This window comes from Streptomyces sp. NPDC041068, assembly GCF_040647455.1.
Lineage (GTDB): Bacteria > Actinomycetota > Actinomycetes > Streptomycetales > Streptomycetaceae > Streptomyces.
In genome coordinates this window covers 145,359-162,592 of sequence record NZ_JBEZCG010000002.1, presented here as the reverse complement: position 1 = coordinate 162,592, position 17,234 = coordinate 145,359, and the positions used below count along the sequence as shown (strand labels likewise).

The 17,234-nt window shown below is 70.1% G+C and carries 14 protein-coding genes; 5 read left to right on the top strand and 9 right to left on the bottom strand.

The annotated features are described in order from the left end of the window. Positions 1–153: 153 nt before the first annotated feature. From AB0B50_RS04515 to AB0B50_RS04490, 6 genes are all read right to left on the bottom strand, one after another. Positions 154–1,173 carry a TIGR03842 family LLM class F420-dependent oxidoreductase gene (locus tag AB0B50_RS04515; protein ID WP_362325472.1) on the bottom strand — a complete coding sequence of 340 codons (1,020 nt, stop codon included), beginning with the start codon at positions 1,171–1,173 and terminating at the stop codon, positions 154–156. A 36-nt stretch (positions 1,174–1,209) separates the two neighbouring features. Then, complete coding sequence (gene hydA, locus AB0B50_RS04510; RefSeq protein WP_362325469.1) at positions 1,210–2,613, bottom strand: dihydropyrimidinase; 1,404 nt, start codon at positions 2,611–2,613, stop codon at positions 1,210–1,212. A 132-nt stretch (positions 2,614–2,745) separates the two neighbouring features. Further along, positions 2,746–4,029 (bottom strand): aspartate aminotransferase family protein, encoded by a 1,284-nt coding sequence (locus AB0B50_RS04505; RefSeq protein WP_362325466.1) that lies wholly within the window; start codon positions 4,027–4,029, stop codon positions 2,746–2,748. Further along, a complete protein-coding gene (locus tag AB0B50_RS04500) occupies positions 4,026–4,868 on the bottom strand; it encodes a nitrilase-related carbon-nitrogen hydrolase (protein ID WP_362325463.1) in 843 nt (280 codons plus the stop codon). Before AB0B50_RS04500 ends, AB0B50_RS04505 begins: the two co-directional genes overlap by 4 nt. A 202-nt stretch (positions 4,869–5,070) precedes the next feature. Then, on the bottom strand, positions 5,071–6,372 hold the full coding sequence (locus AB0B50_RS04495) for a hypothetical protein (RefSeq protein ID WP_362325460.1): 1,302 nt from the start codon (positions 6,370–6,372) through the stop codon (positions 5,071–5,073). Between the two features lie 530 nt (positions 6,373–6,902). Continuing rightward, complete coding sequence (locus tag AB0B50_RS04490; protein WP_362325457.1) at positions 6,903–7,154, bottom strand: helix-turn-helix transcriptional regulator; 252 nt, start codon at positions 7,152–7,154, stop codon at positions 6,903–6,905. 48 nt (positions 7,155–7,202) lie between these two features. On the opposite strand from AB0B50_RS04490, the gene map reads away from it, so the two are divergent. Both map and AB0B50_RS04480 read left to right on the top strand, forming a co-directional pair. Beyond that, positions 7,203–7,970 (top strand): type I methionyl aminopeptidase, encoded by a 768-nt coding sequence (gene map, locus AB0B50_RS04485; protein WP_362325454.1) that lies wholly within the window; start codon positions 7,203–7,205, stop codon positions 7,968–7,970. Positions 7,971–8,016: 46 nt separating this feature from the next. Then, the gene (locus tag AB0B50_RS04480) at positions 8,017–9,894 is read left to right on the top strand and encodes a hypothetical protein (protein ID WP_362325451.1); all 1,878 of its coding nucleotides are present in this window, start codon (positions 8,017–8,019) and stop codon (positions 9,892–9,894) included. A gap of 70 nt (positions 9,895–9,964) precedes the next feature. Here AB0B50_RS04480 and ggt read toward each other — a convergent pair whose 3' ends face one another. After that, positions 9,965–11,773 (bottom strand): gamma-glutamyltransferase, encoded by a 1,809-nt coding sequence (gene ggt / locus AB0B50_RS04475; protein ID WP_362325448.1) that lies wholly within the window; start codon positions 11,771–11,773, stop codon positions 9,965–9,967. Between the two features lie 105 nt (positions 11,774–11,878). On the opposite strand from ggt, the gene AB0B50_RS04470 reads away from it, so the two are divergent. The 3 genes from AB0B50_RS04470 (at position 11,879) to AB0B50_RS04460 (ending at position 15,679) form a co-directional block, all read left to right on the top strand. Continuing rightward, complete coding sequence (locus AB0B50_RS04470; RefSeq protein WP_362325446.1) at positions 11,879–12,634, top strand: hypothetical protein; 756 nt, start codon at positions 11,879–11,881, stop codon at positions 12,632–12,634. Between the two features lie 188 nt (positions 12,635–12,822). Then, positions 12,823–13,956: an Ig-like domain-containing protein gene (locus AB0B50_RS04465; RefSeq protein WP_362325443.1), complete on the top strand. Its 1,134-nt coding sequence runs from the start codon at positions 12,823–12,825 to the stop codon at positions 13,954–13,956. Between the two features lie 127 nt (positions 13,957–14,083). After that, the gene (locus AB0B50_RS04460) at positions 14,084–15,679 is read left to right on the top strand and encodes a CocE/NonD family hydrolase (protein ID WP_362325440.1); all 1,596 of its coding nucleotides are present in this window, start codon (positions 14,084–14,086) and stop codon (positions 15,677–15,679) included. A 36-nt stretch (positions 15,680–15,715) separates the two neighbouring features. On the opposite strand, the gene AB0B50_RS04455 is transcribed toward AB0B50_RS04460, so the two are convergent. Further along, a complete protein-coding gene (locus tag AB0B50_RS04455) occupies positions 15,716–16,585 on the bottom strand; it encodes an amino acid ABC transporter permease (RefSeq protein WP_362325437.1) in 870 nt (289 codons plus the stop codon). Further along, the gene (locus tag AB0B50_RS04450; protein ID WP_055697800.1) at positions 16,582–17,226 is read right to left on the bottom strand and encodes an amino acid ABC transporter permease; all 645 of its coding nucleotides are present in this window, start codon (positions 17,224–17,226) and stop codon (positions 16,582–16,584) included. The genes AB0B50_RS04455 and AB0B50_RS04450 overlap by 4 nt, the downstream gene beginning before the upstream one ends. Between the last annotated feature and the right edge of the window lie 8 nt (positions 17,227–17,234).

Genomic DNA, 17,234 nt, shown 5'->3' with positions numbered 1-17,234 from the left:
CTACTTATCGCAGTCACGGTAGCCAGATCCCAACGACCGTGCAAGACACCGCAGTTCACGCGTGTTGAATGGGCGGGCACGCGGAAGGCCCCCTGCGCGTGGTCGCAGGGGGCCTTGAGGGATCGTCACCGCCGTCGGCGGGCGGCGTGTCGGTCAGTCGCGCAGGGCGGGAATGACGTCCGTGCCGTAGGTGCCGATGACGCCTTCACGGGCGTCGTGCATGGCGTAGAGGGCGAACTGGTCGATGCCCAGATCCCTCAACTGCCGTAATTTGGCGATGTGTTGCTCGGCAGTGCCGATGACGCAGAAGCGGTCCACGATGTCGTCCGGGACGAACGCCGTGTCGGGATTCCCCGTGCGGCCGTGGTGGGCGTAGTCATAGCCCTCGCGGGCCTTGATGTAGTCCGTGAGGTCGGCGGGGACGGCATCCGAGGTCTCGCCGTACTTCGCCACCAGGTCGGCGACGTGGTTACCGACCATGCCGCCGAACCAGCGGCATTCGTCGCGGGCGTGGGCGAGCGCGGCGGGCGATTCGTCCTCGGTGACGTAGGCGGGGGCGGCGACGCAGATCGTCACGTCCGCCGGGTCCCGGCCCGCCGCGACGGCCGCGTCACGGACCGCCTTGACCATCCACTGGGTCAGATACGGGTCGGCGAGCTGCAGGATGAAGCCGTCGGCCTCCTCACCCGCCATCTTCAGGGCCTTGGGGCCGTAGGCCGCCATCCAGACCGGGACCTCCGCGCCCTCGCGCACCCAGGGGAACTTGAGCACCGTGCCGCCCAGATCCACCTCGTCGCCGCGCCCCAGAGCCCGGATCACCTTCATCGCCTCGCTGATCCGCGCCAGCGTGTTCGGCTTGCGCCCCGCCACGCGCATCGCCGAGTCGCCCCGGCCGATGCCGCACACGGTGCGGTTGCCGTACATGTCGTTCAGCGTGGCGAAGGTCGACGCGGTGACCTCCCAGGTGCGGGTGCCCGGGTTGGTGACCATGGGGCCGACCTTCAGCGTGCTCGTCTCCGCCAGAATGCGGCTGTAGATGACGAACGGCTCCTGCCACAGCACGCACGAGTCGAACGTCCACCCGTATGTGAACCCCACCCCCTCCGCACGCTTCATCAGGTCGACGACCCCAGCGGCGGGCGGGTCGGTCTGCAGGACGAGTCCGAAGTCCATGTGAAGCCCCTTCCTGATCGAGCCGTGGCCCGGGGTCTAACGCAGGTACTGACAGGTGCCGCGCGGTACGAACGCGCCGTGGCCCGCACGCCCGGTGAACTCCCGCTCCGTGATGACGGGTTCACCGCGCGAGAGGACCGTCTCCACCTGTCCGGTGAGACGCTTTCCCTCGTACGCGGAGTAGTCGACGTTCATGTGATGCGTCGCGGCGGAGATGGTCTGCTCGGCAGTCGGGTCGTACACGACCACGTCCGCGTCCGCGCCCGGCGCGATGGTGCCCTTCTTGCCGTACAGGCCGAACATCCTGGCCGGGTTGGCGCAGGCGATCTCGATCCAGCGGCGTCGGCTGATGTGCCCGTCGACGACCCCCTGGTGCAGCAGGTCCATGCGGTTCTCCACGCCCGGCATGCCGTTGGGGATCTTCGAGAAGTCGCCGCGGCCCAGTTCCTTCTGCCCCGAGAAGCAGAACGGGCAGTGGTCGGTGGAGACCACCTGGAGATCGTCGGTGCGCAGGCCGCGCCAGAGCGCCGCCTGATGTTCCTTCGGCCGAAGAGGCGTCGAGCACACGTACTTGGCGCCCTCGAAGTCCGGCTCGGCGAGATTGTCCGTGGAAAGGAAGAGGTACTGCGGGCAGGTCTCGCCGAATACCGGAAGCCCGTCGTCCCTGGCGCGGGCCAGCTCGGCCACCGCCTCCTGCGCCGACACATGGACGACGTACAACGGCGCGCCCGCGACCTGCGCGAGCCGGATCGCGCGGTGCGTGGCCTCGGCCTCCAGCAGCGCCCTGCGGACCTCGCCGTGGTAGCGGGGGTCGGTGCGCCCCGCCTGCAGGGCCTGCTCGACCAGGACGTCGATCGCGATGCCGTTCTCGGCGTGCATCATGATCAGCCCGCCGTTGGCGGACGAGCGCTGCATGGCGCGCAGGATCTGCCCGTCGTCGCTGTAGAAGACGCCGGGATACGCCATGAAGAGCTTGAAGGAGGTCACCCCCTCCTCCACGAGCAGGTCCATCTCCTTCAGCGTCCGCTCGTTCACATCGGAGACGATCATGTGGAAGGCGTAGTCGATCGCGCACTTCCCGTCCGCCTTCTTGTAGTAGGCGTCGAGGCCCCCGCGCAGGCTGTGCCCCACCGACTGCACCGCGAAGTCGACGATGGTGGTGGTGCCGCCCCAGGCCGCGGCCCGGGTGCCGGTCTCGAAGGTGTCCGACGAGAAGGTCCCGCCGAACGGGAACTCCATGTGCGTGTGCGCGTCGACGCCGCCCGGGATCACGTACTTGTCGGTGGCGTCGATGACGCGCTCGGCGGTCCACGCCCGCGCGGCGTCACTGCCGCTCGCGGCGAGGGCGGCGATCCTGCCGTCCTCGATCAGTACGTCGGCGTGGGCCTCCTCGGCGGCGGTGACGACGAGTCCGCCGCGGATCAGGGTGCGGGTACTCATGGGGTGCGCTCCCTTTCCTGAGTTGTACGGGTGAACCAAGCCGCGCCCCGAAGGGGCGCGGGGAACTGCGCGACCAGCCACCATGGCGCCGCAGCCGACCGACGGCACATCGCGTCACGACCAGCGGAGCGCCTACGCGCTGCGCAGGGCCCGTTCGAGGATCGCGGCGCCCTCCTCCGCCTCCGCGACGGTCAGCGACAGCGGTGGGGCGACACGCAGCACGCTGGTGTCGTGCCCGCCTCCCTTGCCGATCAGCAGGCCGCCCTCGCGGGCCGCTTCGAGCACGGCGGCCGCCGCCTGCGGGTTCGGCCGGTCCGTGCCGGGCTCGACCAGTTCGATGCCGATCATCAGGCCGCGCCCGCGCACCTCGCGTACGACGGGCAGCTGGGCACAGATCGCCCGCAGCCGCTCGATGAGCAGCCCGCCGACGCGCCGCGCGTTGCCCTGGAGGTCGTGCTCCAGGAGGTACGCGAGGTTGGCGAGGCCGGCCGCCATGGTGACCGGGGAGCCGCCGAACGTCGAAATGGAGTTGGCGTCGAGGGAGTTCATCACCTCGGCGCGGGCCACCACGCCGCCGATCGACATGCCGTTGCCGATGCCCTTGGCGAAGGTGAGGATGTCCGGCGGGCCGTTCTCCGCGTGCGCCTGCCAGCCCCAGAAGTGCTCGCCGGTGCGGCCCCAGCCGGTCTGCACCTCGTCGGCGATCCACAGGATGCCGTGCTCGTCCAGGACTTCGCGGAAGGCGGCATACAGACCGTCGGGCGGCGAGGTGAAGCCGCCGACGCCCTGGATCGGCTCGGCGATCAGCGCCGCCACTCCCCCGCGCGCCTGCCCGAGCATGTCCCGCAGGTCGGCGACGCAGGCCGCGGTGAACTCGGCGTCGCTCAGCGCCGCGTACGGACCGCGGCTGCGGACTCCGCCATGGACGTACAGCGTCTGGAGCGGCGAGAGGCTGGTCGGCGACCACGCCTGGTTGCCGGTGATGCCGACGGCCGTGAAGGAACGGCCGTGGTAGCTGTTGCGCATCGCCAGGATCTGGTTCGAGCGGCGGTGCGAGGTGGCGAGCAGCAGCGCGGCGTCGTTGGCCTCGGTGCCCGAGGTGGTGAAGAAGACGCGGGCGTCGGGGATGCCCGACAACGAGGCGACCCGCTCGGCGAGTTCGACCATCGGGCGGTCGAGGTAGAGCGTCGAGGAGTGGATGATCCGGGCCGCCTGCTCGCTCACCGCCTTGGTGACCTCGGGCAGGGCGTGCGCGGTCATCGTGGTGAGGATGCCGCCGAAGAAGTCGAGGTACTTGTTGCCCTCGGCGTCCCAGACGTGGCGGCCCTCGCCGTGGGTGAGCTCGATGGGCCGCCGGTAGTAGAGCGCGAGCCAGTCGGGCAGCACGGCCCGGTGGCGGTCGTACAGGTCGGTCACGGCTGCACCAGTCCTTCGTAGGCGTCGGGTCGGCGGTCGCGGTAGAACGCCCACTGCTGGCGTACTTCCTCGATGAGGTCGAAGTCGAGGTCCCTGACGAGGAGTTCCTCGGACTTGTCGCTCGCGGGGTCCCCGACGAACTGGCCGCGCGGGTCGACGAAGTAGCTGGTGCCGTAGAAGTCGTTGTCGCCGTACTCCTCCTGGCCGACGCGGTTGATGGCGGCCACGAAGTACTCGTTGGCGACGGCGGCCGCGGGCTGTTCGAGCTGCCAGAGGTACGCGGAGAGACCGCGGGAGGTGGCGGAGGGGTTGTACACGATCTGGGCGCCGCCCAGCCCCAACTGCCGCCAGCCCTCGGGGAAGTGGCGGTCGTAGCAGATGTAGACGCCGACCTTGCCGACCGCGGTGTCGAAGACGGGCCAGCCCGCGTTCCCCGGCTTGAAGTAGTACTTCTCCCAGAAGCCCTTCACCTGGGGGATGTGGTGCTTGCGGTACTTGCCGAGGTAGCTGCCGTCGGCGTCGATCACGGCCGCGGTGTTGTAGTAGAAGCCGGACTGCTCGACCTCGAAGACGGGGGCGACGACCACCATGCCGGTCTCGCGGGCGAGTTCCTTCATACGCGTGACGGTCGGCCCGTCCGGCACGGGCTCGGCCCAGCGGTAGTGCTCGGGCTCCTGGACCTGGCAGAAATAGGGGGCGTTGAAGACCTCTTGGAACCCGATGATCTTCGCCCCTTGGCGGGCCGCCTCGCGGGCGTGGTCCTCGTGTTTGGCGATCATGGATTCGGTGTCGCCTGTCCAGGTCGCCTGGACCAGTGCGGCGCGTACGACGTTGACCATGAGCTGCTCCTTCGCATGTCCTTGAGAGGACGTCAGAGAGCCTCTACGCCCGTAGACTTGGTGCGTAGACAGGAAAACGTATGCCTCCTCCGCGGGCTGAGCAAGACCATCTCCGTCAACCGCCGGAGTCGATCATGTTTCGCACCCGAGCGGGCGAGAAACGGGCGGAAAGGGGCGGGGGCGACCGGGGCGAGCGCCTCGGTCAGGCACTGAATCCCGCCACGCGCAGGGCGTGCACCAGATCCCAGTGGTGCTCCTCCGAAACACCCTTCGCCGTCTCCAGGAGCAGGGGTATGAGGCGGTAGGGGTCGGTGTGCGCGCAGCGGGCGGCGTCCTCGGGGGTGCGGCAGCGGAGGTAGGAGTCGAGGAGGGCGCGGGCCTCGCGCTCACGGCCCGCGTCGATCAGCGCGAGGATGGCCTCGGCGATCTCCGGCGCGGGGCGCGCGACGCCCTGCCGCAGCAGCTTCCTGCAGTCGTCGGCGCGGCCGGCCCCGGCGAGCGCGTCCGCGAGCGCGACGAGCCGGTCGGGCGGCAGCGAGGCGGCCTCCCAGAGCAGCGTCGCCCAGTCGGCGGCGAGCCCCGCGCGGTGCAGCTCCACGGCGAAGTCCGGCAGCCGGGCGGCGGGCCACCCCGTGGCCTCGACGAGCACGCCGTGCGCTTCCCCGCTGCGGCCTTCGGCGCGGAGCCGGAGGAGGTCCTGGACGGCGTCGGCGGTGGTGCGGGGGGCTTCGCCGTCCGCGTCGGCCTCCTCTTCGGGGACGGCCCAGGACGGGGCGGAGGCCTCCGTGGCGGGGGCGAAGCGGGCGCCGCGGGGTGCGGCGGGGGTCTCGGCGGCGGGGGCGGGGGCGGAGGCGGCCAGGGGAGCGCCTTCCCCGTACTCCCCCGTGTCCGGCTCCGTGTCCTCGATACCGGCGTACCGGGCGCCGCGGGGGCGGCGGTGGCTCTCGGGCGAGGAGGCCTGCTCGGGCACGCGGTGACTCTCGGGCGCTCCGTAGCCCTCGTGCGCCCCGTGGTTCTCGTGCGCCCGGTGGCTCCCGGGCGCCCGGTGATTCCCGTGCGCCCGGTGGCCGAGGTCCACCCACGACGGGCGTTCGGCCTCGTCGAGCCGGTCCATGCGCTCCTGGAGCTCGGCGCAGCGGGCGGTCGCGCGCTCGTGGTCGTCCCGTACCCACGCCAGGTCGAGGTTGATGCGGTCGACCTCGTCGGCGCCGGTCGCCTCGGTGAGGCGGCGCGTGAGGTCCGCCTCGCGCTCCAGGGCGATGCGTTGCTCCGTGAGCATCATGTCGAGCCGGTCGCTCAGGAGCTCGCGGCCGCCGGGCCGGGAGTCGTAGGCGTCGAGGGAGGCGCGGTGCAGGGCGCGCGCGGGGCCCGTCTCACGCTCGGCCTCGGGGATGCCTCGGTCCGCCGCGAGGTCGTGGAGCAGCGCCTGCACCACGTCCCAGGGAGGGACCTCGGCGCCGTCCAGGCAGGCGCGCATGCCGTCCGGGTCACGCTGCCAGAACACGCCACACCATCCGGCGTCCTGGTCGAGCCTTCCCAGGAGCTCCCTCAAGTATCTTGCGAACTCCCTTACATGATCCGGGAGTTGTCCCACTGCCATCTACCCAGCACCACCCCGTGGAGACAGGAGTCTTCCGCTCCGGAAGATAACACCAGACGTGTTACGGGACGACTACACGCAGTTTTCCGCGACGGCGTGGGGGGCGGGCGTCTACGCCTGTTCTTCGACTGTGGGGCGGGGCCGCGGGGGTATGTCCGTACTCGCCATCTTTGTTGCGGGGGTTGGTTGCTGCGGCTGTGCGTGGCGTTGTGCGCGGTGCTCCGTTCGGACATACCCCCACGTCCCCTCCCGCGCGTACGCGGTCACGGGTGAGCGGGGGGGGCGCACCCTCCACCGGCTGCGCGTGACGCGCCCTCCGCCGGCTGCGCGTGAGTAGAGCTTGCGCCACCCCCGCCCCCTCTACCCCTACTCGCACGAGTCCGCCGCCGCGGAGCGGCGGTTCAGGAGATACCGCCGAGCGCAACGATCCCCGCTCAGGCCACAGCCAACTCGCACCGCACCACGATCTCGTCCAACGAAAGCCCGAGCACAGAAGCCAGCGCCGCCACCGTGAACAACGCAGGCGTAGGCGCCCGCCCCGTCTCGATCTTGCGAAGCGTCTCCGCGGAGACCCCCGCCTCCGCCGCCACCGACACCATGCTCCGCGCCCCCCGCGCGTCCCGCAGCAGCATCCCGAGCCGCTCACCGCGCTCGCGCTCTTCGGAAGTCAAAGGAGTCCGTACCATGCGGCCATCCTAGCCGACCCCCATTCAAATACCGGTATAGTAATTGGCATGGTGGAACTCAAGACGGAACAGTCGATCGAAGCGATGCGCGAAGCAGGCCGCGTCGTGGCACAGGCCCTGACCGCCGCCCGCAAGGCCGCGGCCGTAGGCGTCTCCCTGCTGGAGCTGGACGCCGCCGCGCACGCCGTGATCCGCGAGGCCGGCGCCACATCGCCCTTCCTCGGCTACAAACCGCACTTCGCCCCGACCCCCTTCCCCGCCGTCCTCTGCGCCTCGGTCAACGACGCGATCGTGCACGGCATCCCCGACTCCTACCGCCTGCGCGACGGCGACCTCGTCTCCCTCGACTGCGGCGCCACCCTCGACGGCTGGGTCGGCGACTCGGCCATCAGCTTCATCGTGGGCCGCCCGCGCCCCGAGGACGCCCGCCTCATCGAGACGGCGGAGCGCGCCCTGGCGGCCGGCATCGCCGCGGCCGTCGTCGGCAACCGCATCGGCGACATCGCGCACGCCATCGGCACGGTCTGCCGCCAGGAGAAGTACGGCGTCCCGGAGGACTTCGGCGGCCACGGAATCGGCCGCCAGATGCACGAGGACCCCGGCGTCCCGAACGAGGGCCGACCGGGCCGCGGCATGCCCCTGCGCCCCGGCATGGTCCTGGCCATCGAGCCGATGGTGACCGCGGGCGGCCGCGACGACTACCACGCCGCCCCGGACGGCTGGACCCTGCGCACGAACGACGGCAGCCGCGCCGCCCACGCGGAGCACACCGTCGCCATCACGAAGGACGGCCCCAGAATCCTCACGGCACTGTGACCCCTCGGGGACATTTTCCGACGTAGATCATCCGTACGATTCTCCGGTGACGCCAGAGATCATTGATTACGGACAGTTCGCGGAACGGCTGAGGGAGCAGCAACAGGGGCGCCCGCGTTGGGAATTGCTCGACGCGGTGCAGCGGGAGTGGGGCTATGAAGACCCGGGCGGTGAGCCCGGCCACTCCCGGTGGGGCGGCGAGAACCGCACCGACGGCATCGACTGGGCGCTGCCCGTGCCCCAGGCCCTCAACGAGTGGTGGGACTCGGCGTCCTACAACTCCTTTGCCTTCAAGCCGCGTCTGTACTGGGTGCACACGCAGTGGCCGCCGAAGATCTCCGACCTCGAAGTCGCCCCGGACAGCGGCCTCGTGGCGGACGGCGGCGACGCGCGCGTGTGCGTGTTCATGTCCGAGTACCACTACAGCCACGAGTGGGGGTACCTCGCCGCCGAGGCCGAACTCCCCGACCCCCGGGTCGTCGTGAGCGTCGGCGGCGAGTGGGTCGTGCAGAGCCGGTCGCTGTCGGAGTTCCTGATGCAGCTGGCCTTCGAGCGGATGCCCGCGCACTACGGCTGGACGCTGCGGGTCCGCCGCGCGACCGTCGACGCCGACCCGGAGGTCGTCCGGCGACTGGAGTCCTCGTACCGCGAACTGGGCCTGCTGCCCTGGCAGGAGATGGGCACGGACGCCCTGTCGTACGGCGCCCCCGACGCCGTCATACGCCACGGCCGCGGCCCCGGCGCCGACTTCCGCATCGTCATCAACGCCCGCACCCGCGAGGCGCTGATCGCGGTCGCCGAGACACTCGGCGTCGACTGGTCCGGCGACAAGGCGATCCGCCCGCCGGCCGAGGTCCCCGCGCCCCTGGAGGACCTCGGCCCGCTCTCCCTCGCGGAGGGCGAGACCGACGCGCGCGGCCGCTGGACCGTCCTGTCCCGCGGGTACAGCAACCCGCCCTCCGTGCCCGGAGCCGCCGCCTCGCTCGTCGAAGCGCCGGGCGCCCTGCGGTCGGTGGCCGCCGACCAGGACGGTACGACACTGGCCGCGGGCGACACGGAAGGCTTCGTACACGTACGGGAAACCGACGACGAGTCCCCCGAGACCATCAGCCTGGCCCTGCACCGCGCCCCGGTGAGCGCGCTCGCCTGTCTGAAGCTGGGCAGCGGCAGGCGCCTCGTGCTGAGCGGCGACGAGAACGGCGTGATCCGCTACTGGAACACCCGCCGCAAGCCGATGCGCGCCCCCTTCGCCCGCCGCAGCACCCCCGTACGGGCCCTGGCCGCAGCCCAGTTGGAGACCGGGCCCGCGCTCGCCGCCGCCTGGGACGACGGCCTGGTCCGCGTCTGGGACCTGGGCTCCGACGCGGTGGCCGGACTGCGCCTCGGCACCGGCATCACGTTCCTCGGCATGGACGACGACGCCACCCTGCACGTCACCGATGCGAACGGCACCGCCTCGCTCGACCTGGACACGGCGAAGCTCTGGCCGCACCGCGACCTCCAACTGCGCCTGGACGGCGTCGACTGGGGCTCCCTGTGGACGGCGCGCGGACCCGGCCACATGATCCCCGAGCTGATCGGCAAGGTCACGTCCGACGACAAGAAGACCGCCATGGACGCGGTCCACGACCTGTACCGGCTCCTGGTCTCCAAGGAGGCCGCGTCGACCGCGGCGGTCCCCGCGATCCCGTTCCTGGTCGAGCTGATGACGGACCCGGACAACAAGTCGCGGAGCACGCTGCTGCTGCTCATCGCCGACCTCGCCGACGTCCGTCAGGCCCGCGGCGGCCGCGGCGACGCCCAGCTCGCCGCCGTCCGCGAGGCGCTGCCCACGCTGCGGTACCTGCACGACGACCCGGAGTCGGCGATCCGCTGGGCGGCGAACGAGCTGGAGCAGAACTGCGCGGCGTCGCCCGCCTCGTAGCGGCCTCGCCCGCCTCGTAGACGTACGCGCTCAGGGGCCTCCTGTACGCGAGGCCCCTGAGCGCGCCCCGTCACTTGGCGGGGTGCACCACCATCGCCGAACCGCCGCCCCTGCGGACCTTCTCCGCGGCGGCGAGCCACTTGCCGTCCGGCAGCCGCTGGACGCCCGTGGCCGCCCCGATCTCCGGGTTCTCCTTGAAGGAGTGCCCGATGGATTCGAGCGACTTCTTCAACGGGCTGTTCCACAGGCCGGGTTCGAGCTCGGTCTGCGCGGCGTTGCGCTGGCTGGCGCGCGGCGCCGCGATCGCGTCGACCAGCGGCAGGCCCCGGTCGACGAAGCCCGTCAGGGTCTGCAGGACGGTGGTGATGATGGTCGACCCACCGGGCGAGCCGAGCGCCACCACCGGCTTGCCGCCCTTGAGCACGATCGTCGGCGCGAGCGAGGAACGCGGGCGCTTGCCGGGGCCCGGCAGGTTCGGGTCGTGCACCGCCGGGTCGGCGGGCGCGAAGGAGAAGTCCGTCAGTTCGTTGTTGAGCAGGAAGCCACGGCCGGGGACGGTGATGCCGCTGCCGCCCGTCTGCTCGATCGTGAGGGTGTACGCGACGACGTTGCCCCACTTGTCGGCCGCCGTGAGGTGCGTGGTGTTCTCGCCCTCGTACGTCGTCGGGGCCGCCTTGTCACCCTCGGCGCAGGACCTGGGCTTTCGCGGATCGCCGGGCGCCAGCGGGCTCTTGAGGACCGCGTCGTCCTTGATCAGGCACTCGCGCGAGTCGGCGAACTCCTGCGTGAGGAGTTCCTTGGTCGGTACGTCCTCGAAGGCGGGGTCGCCCACCCAGCGCCCCCGGTCGGCGAACGCGACGCGGCTGGCCTCGATGTAGCGGTGCAGGTACTTCTTCTCGGACGCCTTCGACAGGTCGGTCCGCTCCAGGATGTTGAGCGCCTCGCCGACGGTCGTGCCGCCGGAGGAGGAGGGCGCCATGGAGTAGACGTCCAGGCCGCGGTACGCGGTCTTCGTGGGCTTCTGGCGCTTCGCCTCGTATGTCGCGAGGTCCTTGAGCGAGAGGTCGCCGGGCCGGGCCACCCGTCCTGAGCCGGGGTCGACGGGCGGCTTGTTCACGGTGCGCACGATGTCCTTGGCGAGCTTGCCGTGATAGAGCGCGTCGACGCCCTTGCGGCCCAGCTCCTCGTACGTACGCGCGAGATCGGGGTTCTTGAGCGTCGAGCCGACCACCGGCGGCTTGCCGCCCGGCAGGAACAGCTTCGCCGTGGCGGGGAAGTCCTTGAACCGCTGCTGGTTGGACTCGGTCTGCGAGCGGAAGGTCGCGTCGACCGTGAAGCCGTCGCGGGCGAGGCGCTCGGCGGGCTTCAGGACCGTGCCGAGTCTCTTGGTGCCCCACGCGTCGAGCGCCGACTGCCAGGTGGCGGGCGTGCCCGGGGTGCCGACGCCGAGGCCGCTGGTGACCGCGTCGGCGAAGGGGATGGGCTTGCCGTTCTCCAGGAAGAGCCCGGAGTCGGCGGTGCGCGGGGCCGTCTCGCGGCCGTCGATCGTGCTGACCTTGCGGGTCTTCGCGTCGTAGTGGACGAAGTATCCGCCGCCGCCCACACCCGCCGAGTACGGCTCGGTGACACCGAGCGCAGCGGCGGTGGCGACGGCCGCGTCCACGGCGTTGCCGCCCTTCCTCAGGACCTCGATGCCGGCGGCCGAGGCGTCCGGGTCGACGCTGGCGACCGCGCCGCCGTGGCCGACGGCGACCGGCGTCTTCTCCGGTGTGGCCGGTTCCGCTGAGCGCGTAGGCGAAGGGGGCGCGGCCGCACCGACCGACACCAATACCCCTCCGACCGCCCATAGCGTCAGATTACGTACGACAGCGCGCCGCATTCGTACCTCCAGTCAACAGCCGTCTGCGCAGCGTAACTTCGGGGCCCCATCCGCGTCAGGGCCTGGCTCGAACACGGATCCGACGGGCCGCTAGCATGCGCCCCCATGACTGAAGACGTGCGCAACATCGTCCTCGGCCTGATCGCGGTCGGCATCGCCGCCGTCCTTGGCTGGCTCGCCCGCGGCTACCTCGCCAAGCGCAGGCTCCGCCGCAAGCAGGCCTTCTTCGGGCTGCCCGACAACTCCGAGTCGCTGCTCGTGGTCAACCGCGACGCGGGCGGGCCCGAGCTGACCGTGGTGCGTCACGACGTGTTCGCGCTCATCGAGCTCGCCGCGGTGATCAAGGAGTGCGGGGCGCACGCCCAGATCGTCGCGCACGACGCGGCCCAGCAGGGCTTCGGCGAGCGCACCGAGTTCTGCGTCGGCAGCCCGGTGGCCAACCGCAGGATGGCCGCGCACATGCACTCGCTGCTCCCCGGCGTGCGCGTGAACACCGAGCCGGAGCCGATCCCGGACCGCGGCGCGTTCCAGATCGGCAGCGAGCGCTACCGCCTGGAGGCGGGGCTCACGGAGTACGTGATTCTCGCGCGGCTCACCGCCGACCAGGGCCAGGAGGCGAGACCGGTCTTCCTCTTCTGCGGCCAGCGCGCGGTCACCAGCCAGGCGGCCACCCGCTACCTGGCCCGCCACCACGAGAAGCTCGCCCGCAAGCACGGCAACAACTCGTTCGTACTGCTCCTGAAGATCGTCAATTCACAGGCGTACGGACCCGACGTCGTCGAGCTCGTCGCGGACGTGACGCGCGCGGCCCAGACCCCCATCCCCACGCCGTCGCCCCGCAACTCCCATCGCGCCAAGTGACGGGGCACTCACCGTGCGCCGACACCATCCGGACCCTTCTGTGACCTAGCGGCCAATTTCCGGACATCAGGCAACCTGTGGCCGCCGTCAGGACTCTCTCCGTGCAGTCCACATTCGCACGGAGGTACGTTTCCTTGACGCCGCAGCGCTCTTCGAGCCGCCGACGCCCCCTTCGCACCCGTCACGCGGTGACCGCGGGAGTCGCGGTCCTTGCCGCCGCTCTGAGCGCCTGTTCGGGCGGCAGTGACGGATCGGGCGACGACAAGGCCGCCGAGAAGCCGAAGATCTCCGTGAACCTCACGGGACAGCAGGCCAAGGCCGGCGAGCCCGTGAAGGTCAGCCTGGCCGACGGCAAGCTGAAGCAGGTCACGGTCGCCGACGACAAGGGCGCGAAGCTGCCCGGCAGGGTCTCGGCGAACGGCACCACCTGGACCTCGCAGCGCAAGGCGGCGCCCGGCACCGCCTACCGGGTCGAGGCCACCACGGACGGGGGCGGCAGCGCCAAGTCGTCGTTCAGGACGGCCGCCCCCGCCAAGGTCAACAAGGTGACGCTCGCCCCGGGCAAGAACACCACCGTCGGCGTCGCCCAGCCCCTGTCGATCACCTTCGACAACCCGGTGCGCAACAAGGCCGAGGTCGAGAAGCACCTCAAGGTGACGACCTCGAACAACACGACAGGGTCCTGGGGCTGGATCAAGAACTACGACGGCAAGGACCGCGTCGACTGGCGCCCCAAGGAGTACTGGAAGTCCGGCACGAAGGTGAAGCTGGACGCACAGCTCAACGGCATCGACTCGGGCGGCGACGACTGGTTCGTCCGCGACTACTCCACGAACTTCACCGTCGGCAAGAACCAGGTCGTCAAGGTGAACCTGGACAGCAAGACGGCGACGCTGGTGCGCGACGGCAAGACCCTCAAGTCGCTGCCGATGTCGGCCGGCACACCGGGCGGCGAGAAGGCCTCCTGGGGCGGCACGTCCGTCCTGATGTCGAAGGAGGGCACGATCAACATGCGCTCCGAGACCGTCGGCCTCGGCGACGCCTACGACAAGATGGTCGACTACTCGATGCGCCTGACCTGGTCGGGCATGTACGCGCACGCGGCCCCGTGGAACGCCTCGTACTTCGGCAACACCAACCACAGCTCCGGCTGCGTCGGCATGAGCGACGGCGACGCGGGCTGGCTCTACGGCCAGGTCCAGATAGGCGACCCCTTCGAGGTCACGGGGAGTGGCTCGAAGGGCGTCCCGGATCCCGGCAACGGCTACGGCGAGTGGAACATCTCCTGGTCCGACTGGCAGGCCAAGAGCGCACTGAAGTAACCACAAGCGGAACACAGGACATTCAACTATCGTTACCGGGGCGTAACTTACCGACGGGTTACCTCCGGTAAAGGATCACGGTTACCGTCGGGTCACTTTGCACTTTCAACGAGTGAGGAAGTGACCCGTGAGCCACCCGCACCGTGCCCTGCGCACCACCGCCGTGGGCGCCGTCTCCGCGAGCCTCGTCGCCGGCGCCGCCCTCGGTCCGGCCCCGGCGGCGCAGGCGGCACCGGCCGCCGCGCCGCGGGCCGCGAGCTCCACCGCCGTACGCTTCGTCGACATTCCCGGCGACGGCGGCACGATCCTCAAGGCGAACGTCTTCACCCCGAAGGACGCGAAGTCCGGCGCCGCCTACCCGGCGATCGTCCTGCCCACCAGCTGGGCCATGCCCCAGATCGAGTACGTGGCGCAGGCCCAGAAGCTCGCCAACTCCGGCTATGTCGTGGTCAGTTACAACTCCCGCGGCTTCTGGCAGTCCGGCGGCAAGATCGAGACCGCGGGCCCCGAGGACATCGCGGACGCCTCCAAGGTCATCGACTGGACCCTGAAGAACACCCCGGCCGACCCGAAGAGGATCGGCATGGCGGGCGTCTCCTACGGCGCGGGCATCAGCCTGCTCGCCGCGGGACACGACAAGCGGATCAAGGCCGTCGCCGCGATGAGCGGCTGGGCCGACCTCATCGACTCGATCTACAGCGGCCGCACCCAGCACTCCCAGGCCGCCACCCTGCTCGGCGGCCTGGGCGCCCTCACAGGACGCCCCAGCGCCGAACTCCAGCAGACCCTCAAGGACTTCCTCGGGTCCAACCTGGACAAGGAGGACGAGATGATCGCGTGGGGCAAGAAGCGCTCCGCCGCGACCTACCTCGACCGGATCAACAAGAACGGCGCGGCCATCATGCTCGGCAACGCCTGGGGCGACACCCTCTTCCCGCCGAACCAGTACGCGAAGTTCTACGAGCGTCTGACCGGACCCAAGCGCCTGGAGTTCCGCCCCGGCGACCACGCGACGGCGGAGGCGACCGGCCTGCTCGGCCTGCCCAACGACACCTGGACGAACACCCAGCGGTGGTTCGACCGCTACCTCAAGGGCCAGGACAACGGCATCGACAAGGAACAGCCGGTCCAGCTCAAGTCCCGGTCCACAGGCGACTACGAGGGCTACCCGGACTGGAAGTCGGTGGGCCCCACCCAGAAGAAGATCGCCATGTCCGGCACCACCACGATCCGCACCAACGTCGACTCGGGCGCCAACGGCGGCATCGCCATCCTCTCGAACGCCCTCGACCAGTTCCTCAAGATCCCCCCGATGGCCTCGGTGCCGCTGCTCCCGCGCCGCTACACGGGCGTGTGGCAGTCGGAGACGTATACGACGCCCCAGCGGGTGCGCGGGACGGCCGAGCTGCACACGACGCTCACCAGTACCAAGGAGAGCGGCACCCTCGTCGCGTACCTCTACGACGTGGGCCCGCTCGGCCTCGGCAAGCTGGTCAGCAACGCGCCGTACACCTTCCACGGCAAAACGCCCGGCAAGCCGTTCGGCGTGGACCTGGAACTGTTCTCCACGGCCTACGACGTACCGGCAGGACACAAGCTCGCCCTGGTGGTCGACACGGTCGACCCGCTCTACATCGAGCACAACCCGTCCGGCGCGCAGCTGACCTTCTCCTCGCCACAGGCAGACCCGTCGTACGTGTCCGTCCCCCTGCGCGAGCAGTGATCTCCGGCTGCTGCCGGGTGGGCCTGGCCCTTTCAGCTACTGCGCTCCCGGCAGCAGCGTCCCTGGTTCGGCCGGGGCGACTTCCGCGGCCTCGGTCTTGGGATTGCGCCGCTGACGCTTGGACACCCACTGGGCGAACCACGACAGCAACATGCACATCCCGATGTAGATCGGTGAGATCACCATGACCACGGGGATGAAGGGCAAATCGTAGTCGAGATTCGACGCGATGAGCTTCCCGGCGTGGAGGAACTCCTCATAAGTGATCAGATAACCGAGCGACGTGTCCTTCAAGGCCACCACCAACTGGCTGATGATGGCGGGCAACATGGCGCGAACGGCCTGCGGTACGAGGACGTGTCCCATGACCTGTGTCTTGCGCATGCCGAGCGCGTACGCCGCCTCCCGCTGCCCCCTCTCCACGGAATTGACGCCGGATCGGAAGACCTCGGCGAGCACGGAGCCGTTGTAGAGCGTGAGCCCGGCGACCAGCGCGGGCAACGGCTGGACCTTCAGTGCCACGAAGACGAAGAAGATCATCACCAGGACCGGCATCGCGCGGAAGAACTCCACGACGAGCGTGGCCACCCAGCGCACGGGCCGGTGGTCGGAGAGCCGCCCCATGGCGAGCAGTCCGCCGAGCGCGAGCGAGAGGACCGCGGCGATCGCGAAGGCCTTGAGCGTGTTGCCGAGGCCGCGCAGGAGCAGCTCCTGGATGCCCTTGTACTCGAAGGGCGTCCACTTGGTGGCGGTGAACTGGTCGGTGTCGAAGAGCAGATACAGGATCCACGCGACGAGCCCGAGCACCACGAGCGTGGAGAGCACCCCGTACAGCTTGTGCCGCCGCACGGTCTTGGGCCCCGGGATGTCGTACAGGGCGGTGGAATCGTGGGAGAGGGCTTTCATCGGGCGACTCCCCAGCGCTTCTCGAGGACATTGAAGATCGCGCTGATGGCGAGGGTGATGATGAGGTAGCCGAGGGCGATCCAGACGAACGTCCAGATGATGTTGTAGCCCAGCTCGCTGAGCGTCTTGTAGGTGCCGAGCAGTTCGGTGACGCTGAACGCGCCGGCGATCGCGGAGTTCTTGGCGAGCGCGATGAGGTTGGAGCCGACCGGCGCGATGACGGACCGGAAGGCCTGCGGCAGCACGACCATCGACAGGGTCTGACCGAAGGTCATGCCGAGGCTGCGCGCCGCCTCGCCCTGCCCCTTGGGCACGGTGTTGATGCCCGACCTGAGCGCCTCGCAGATGAAGGCGGAGGTGTAGCAGCCGAGCGCGAGCACGGCGAACACCTTGAAGGGCAGCACCAGGCCGAAGCGCGGAAGCCCGAGCAGCACCGCGAAGAAGAGCAGCGTGAGCGGGGTGTTGCGCAGGACCGTGACCCACACCGTGCCGAAGACCCGGAAGGAGCCGACGGGCGCGACCCGGAACGAGGCCATGACGAAGCCGAGCACGAGCGCCAGGATCGAGGCGTAGACGGTGAGTTCGACGGTGCCGAGGAACCCGTCGCCGAACGTGGAGAAATTGTCTGTCAGTACGTCCACGACGCCTC

Bases quoted from the DNA above. Each gene is read 5' to 3' on its own strand.
- map (WP_362325454.1), top strand. From the start codon at position 7,203: ATGGTGGAACTCAAGACGGAACAGTCGATCGAAGCGATGCGCGAAGCA.
- AB0B50_RS04470 (WP_362325446.1), top strand. From the start codon at position 11,879: ATGACTGAAGACGTGCGCAACATCGTCCTCGGCCTGATCGCGGTCGGC.
- AB0B50_RS04500 (WP_362325463.1), bottom strand. From the start codon at position 4,868: ATGGTCAACGTCGTACGCGCCGCACTGGTCCAGGCGACCTGGACAGGC.
- ggt (WP_362325448.1), bottom strand. From the start codon at position 11,773: ATGCGGCGCGCTGTCGTACGTAATCTGACGCTATGGGCGGTCGGAGGG.
- AB0B50_RS04515 (WP_362325472.1), bottom strand. From the start codon at position 1,173: ATGGACTTCGGACTCGTCCTGCAGACCGACCCGCCCGCCGCTGGGGTC.
- hydA (WP_362325469.1), bottom strand. From the start codon at position 2,613: ATGAGTACCCGCACCCTGATCCGCGGCGGACTCGTCGTCACCGCCGCC.
- AB0B50_RS04455 (WP_362325437.1), bottom strand. From the start codon at position 16,585: ATGAAAGCCCTCTCCCACGATTCCACCGCCCTGTACGACATCCCGGGG.
- AB0B50_RS04490 (WP_362325457.1), bottom strand. From the start codon at position 7,154: ATGGTACGGACTCCTTTGACTTCCGAAGAGCGCGAGCGCGGTGAGCGG.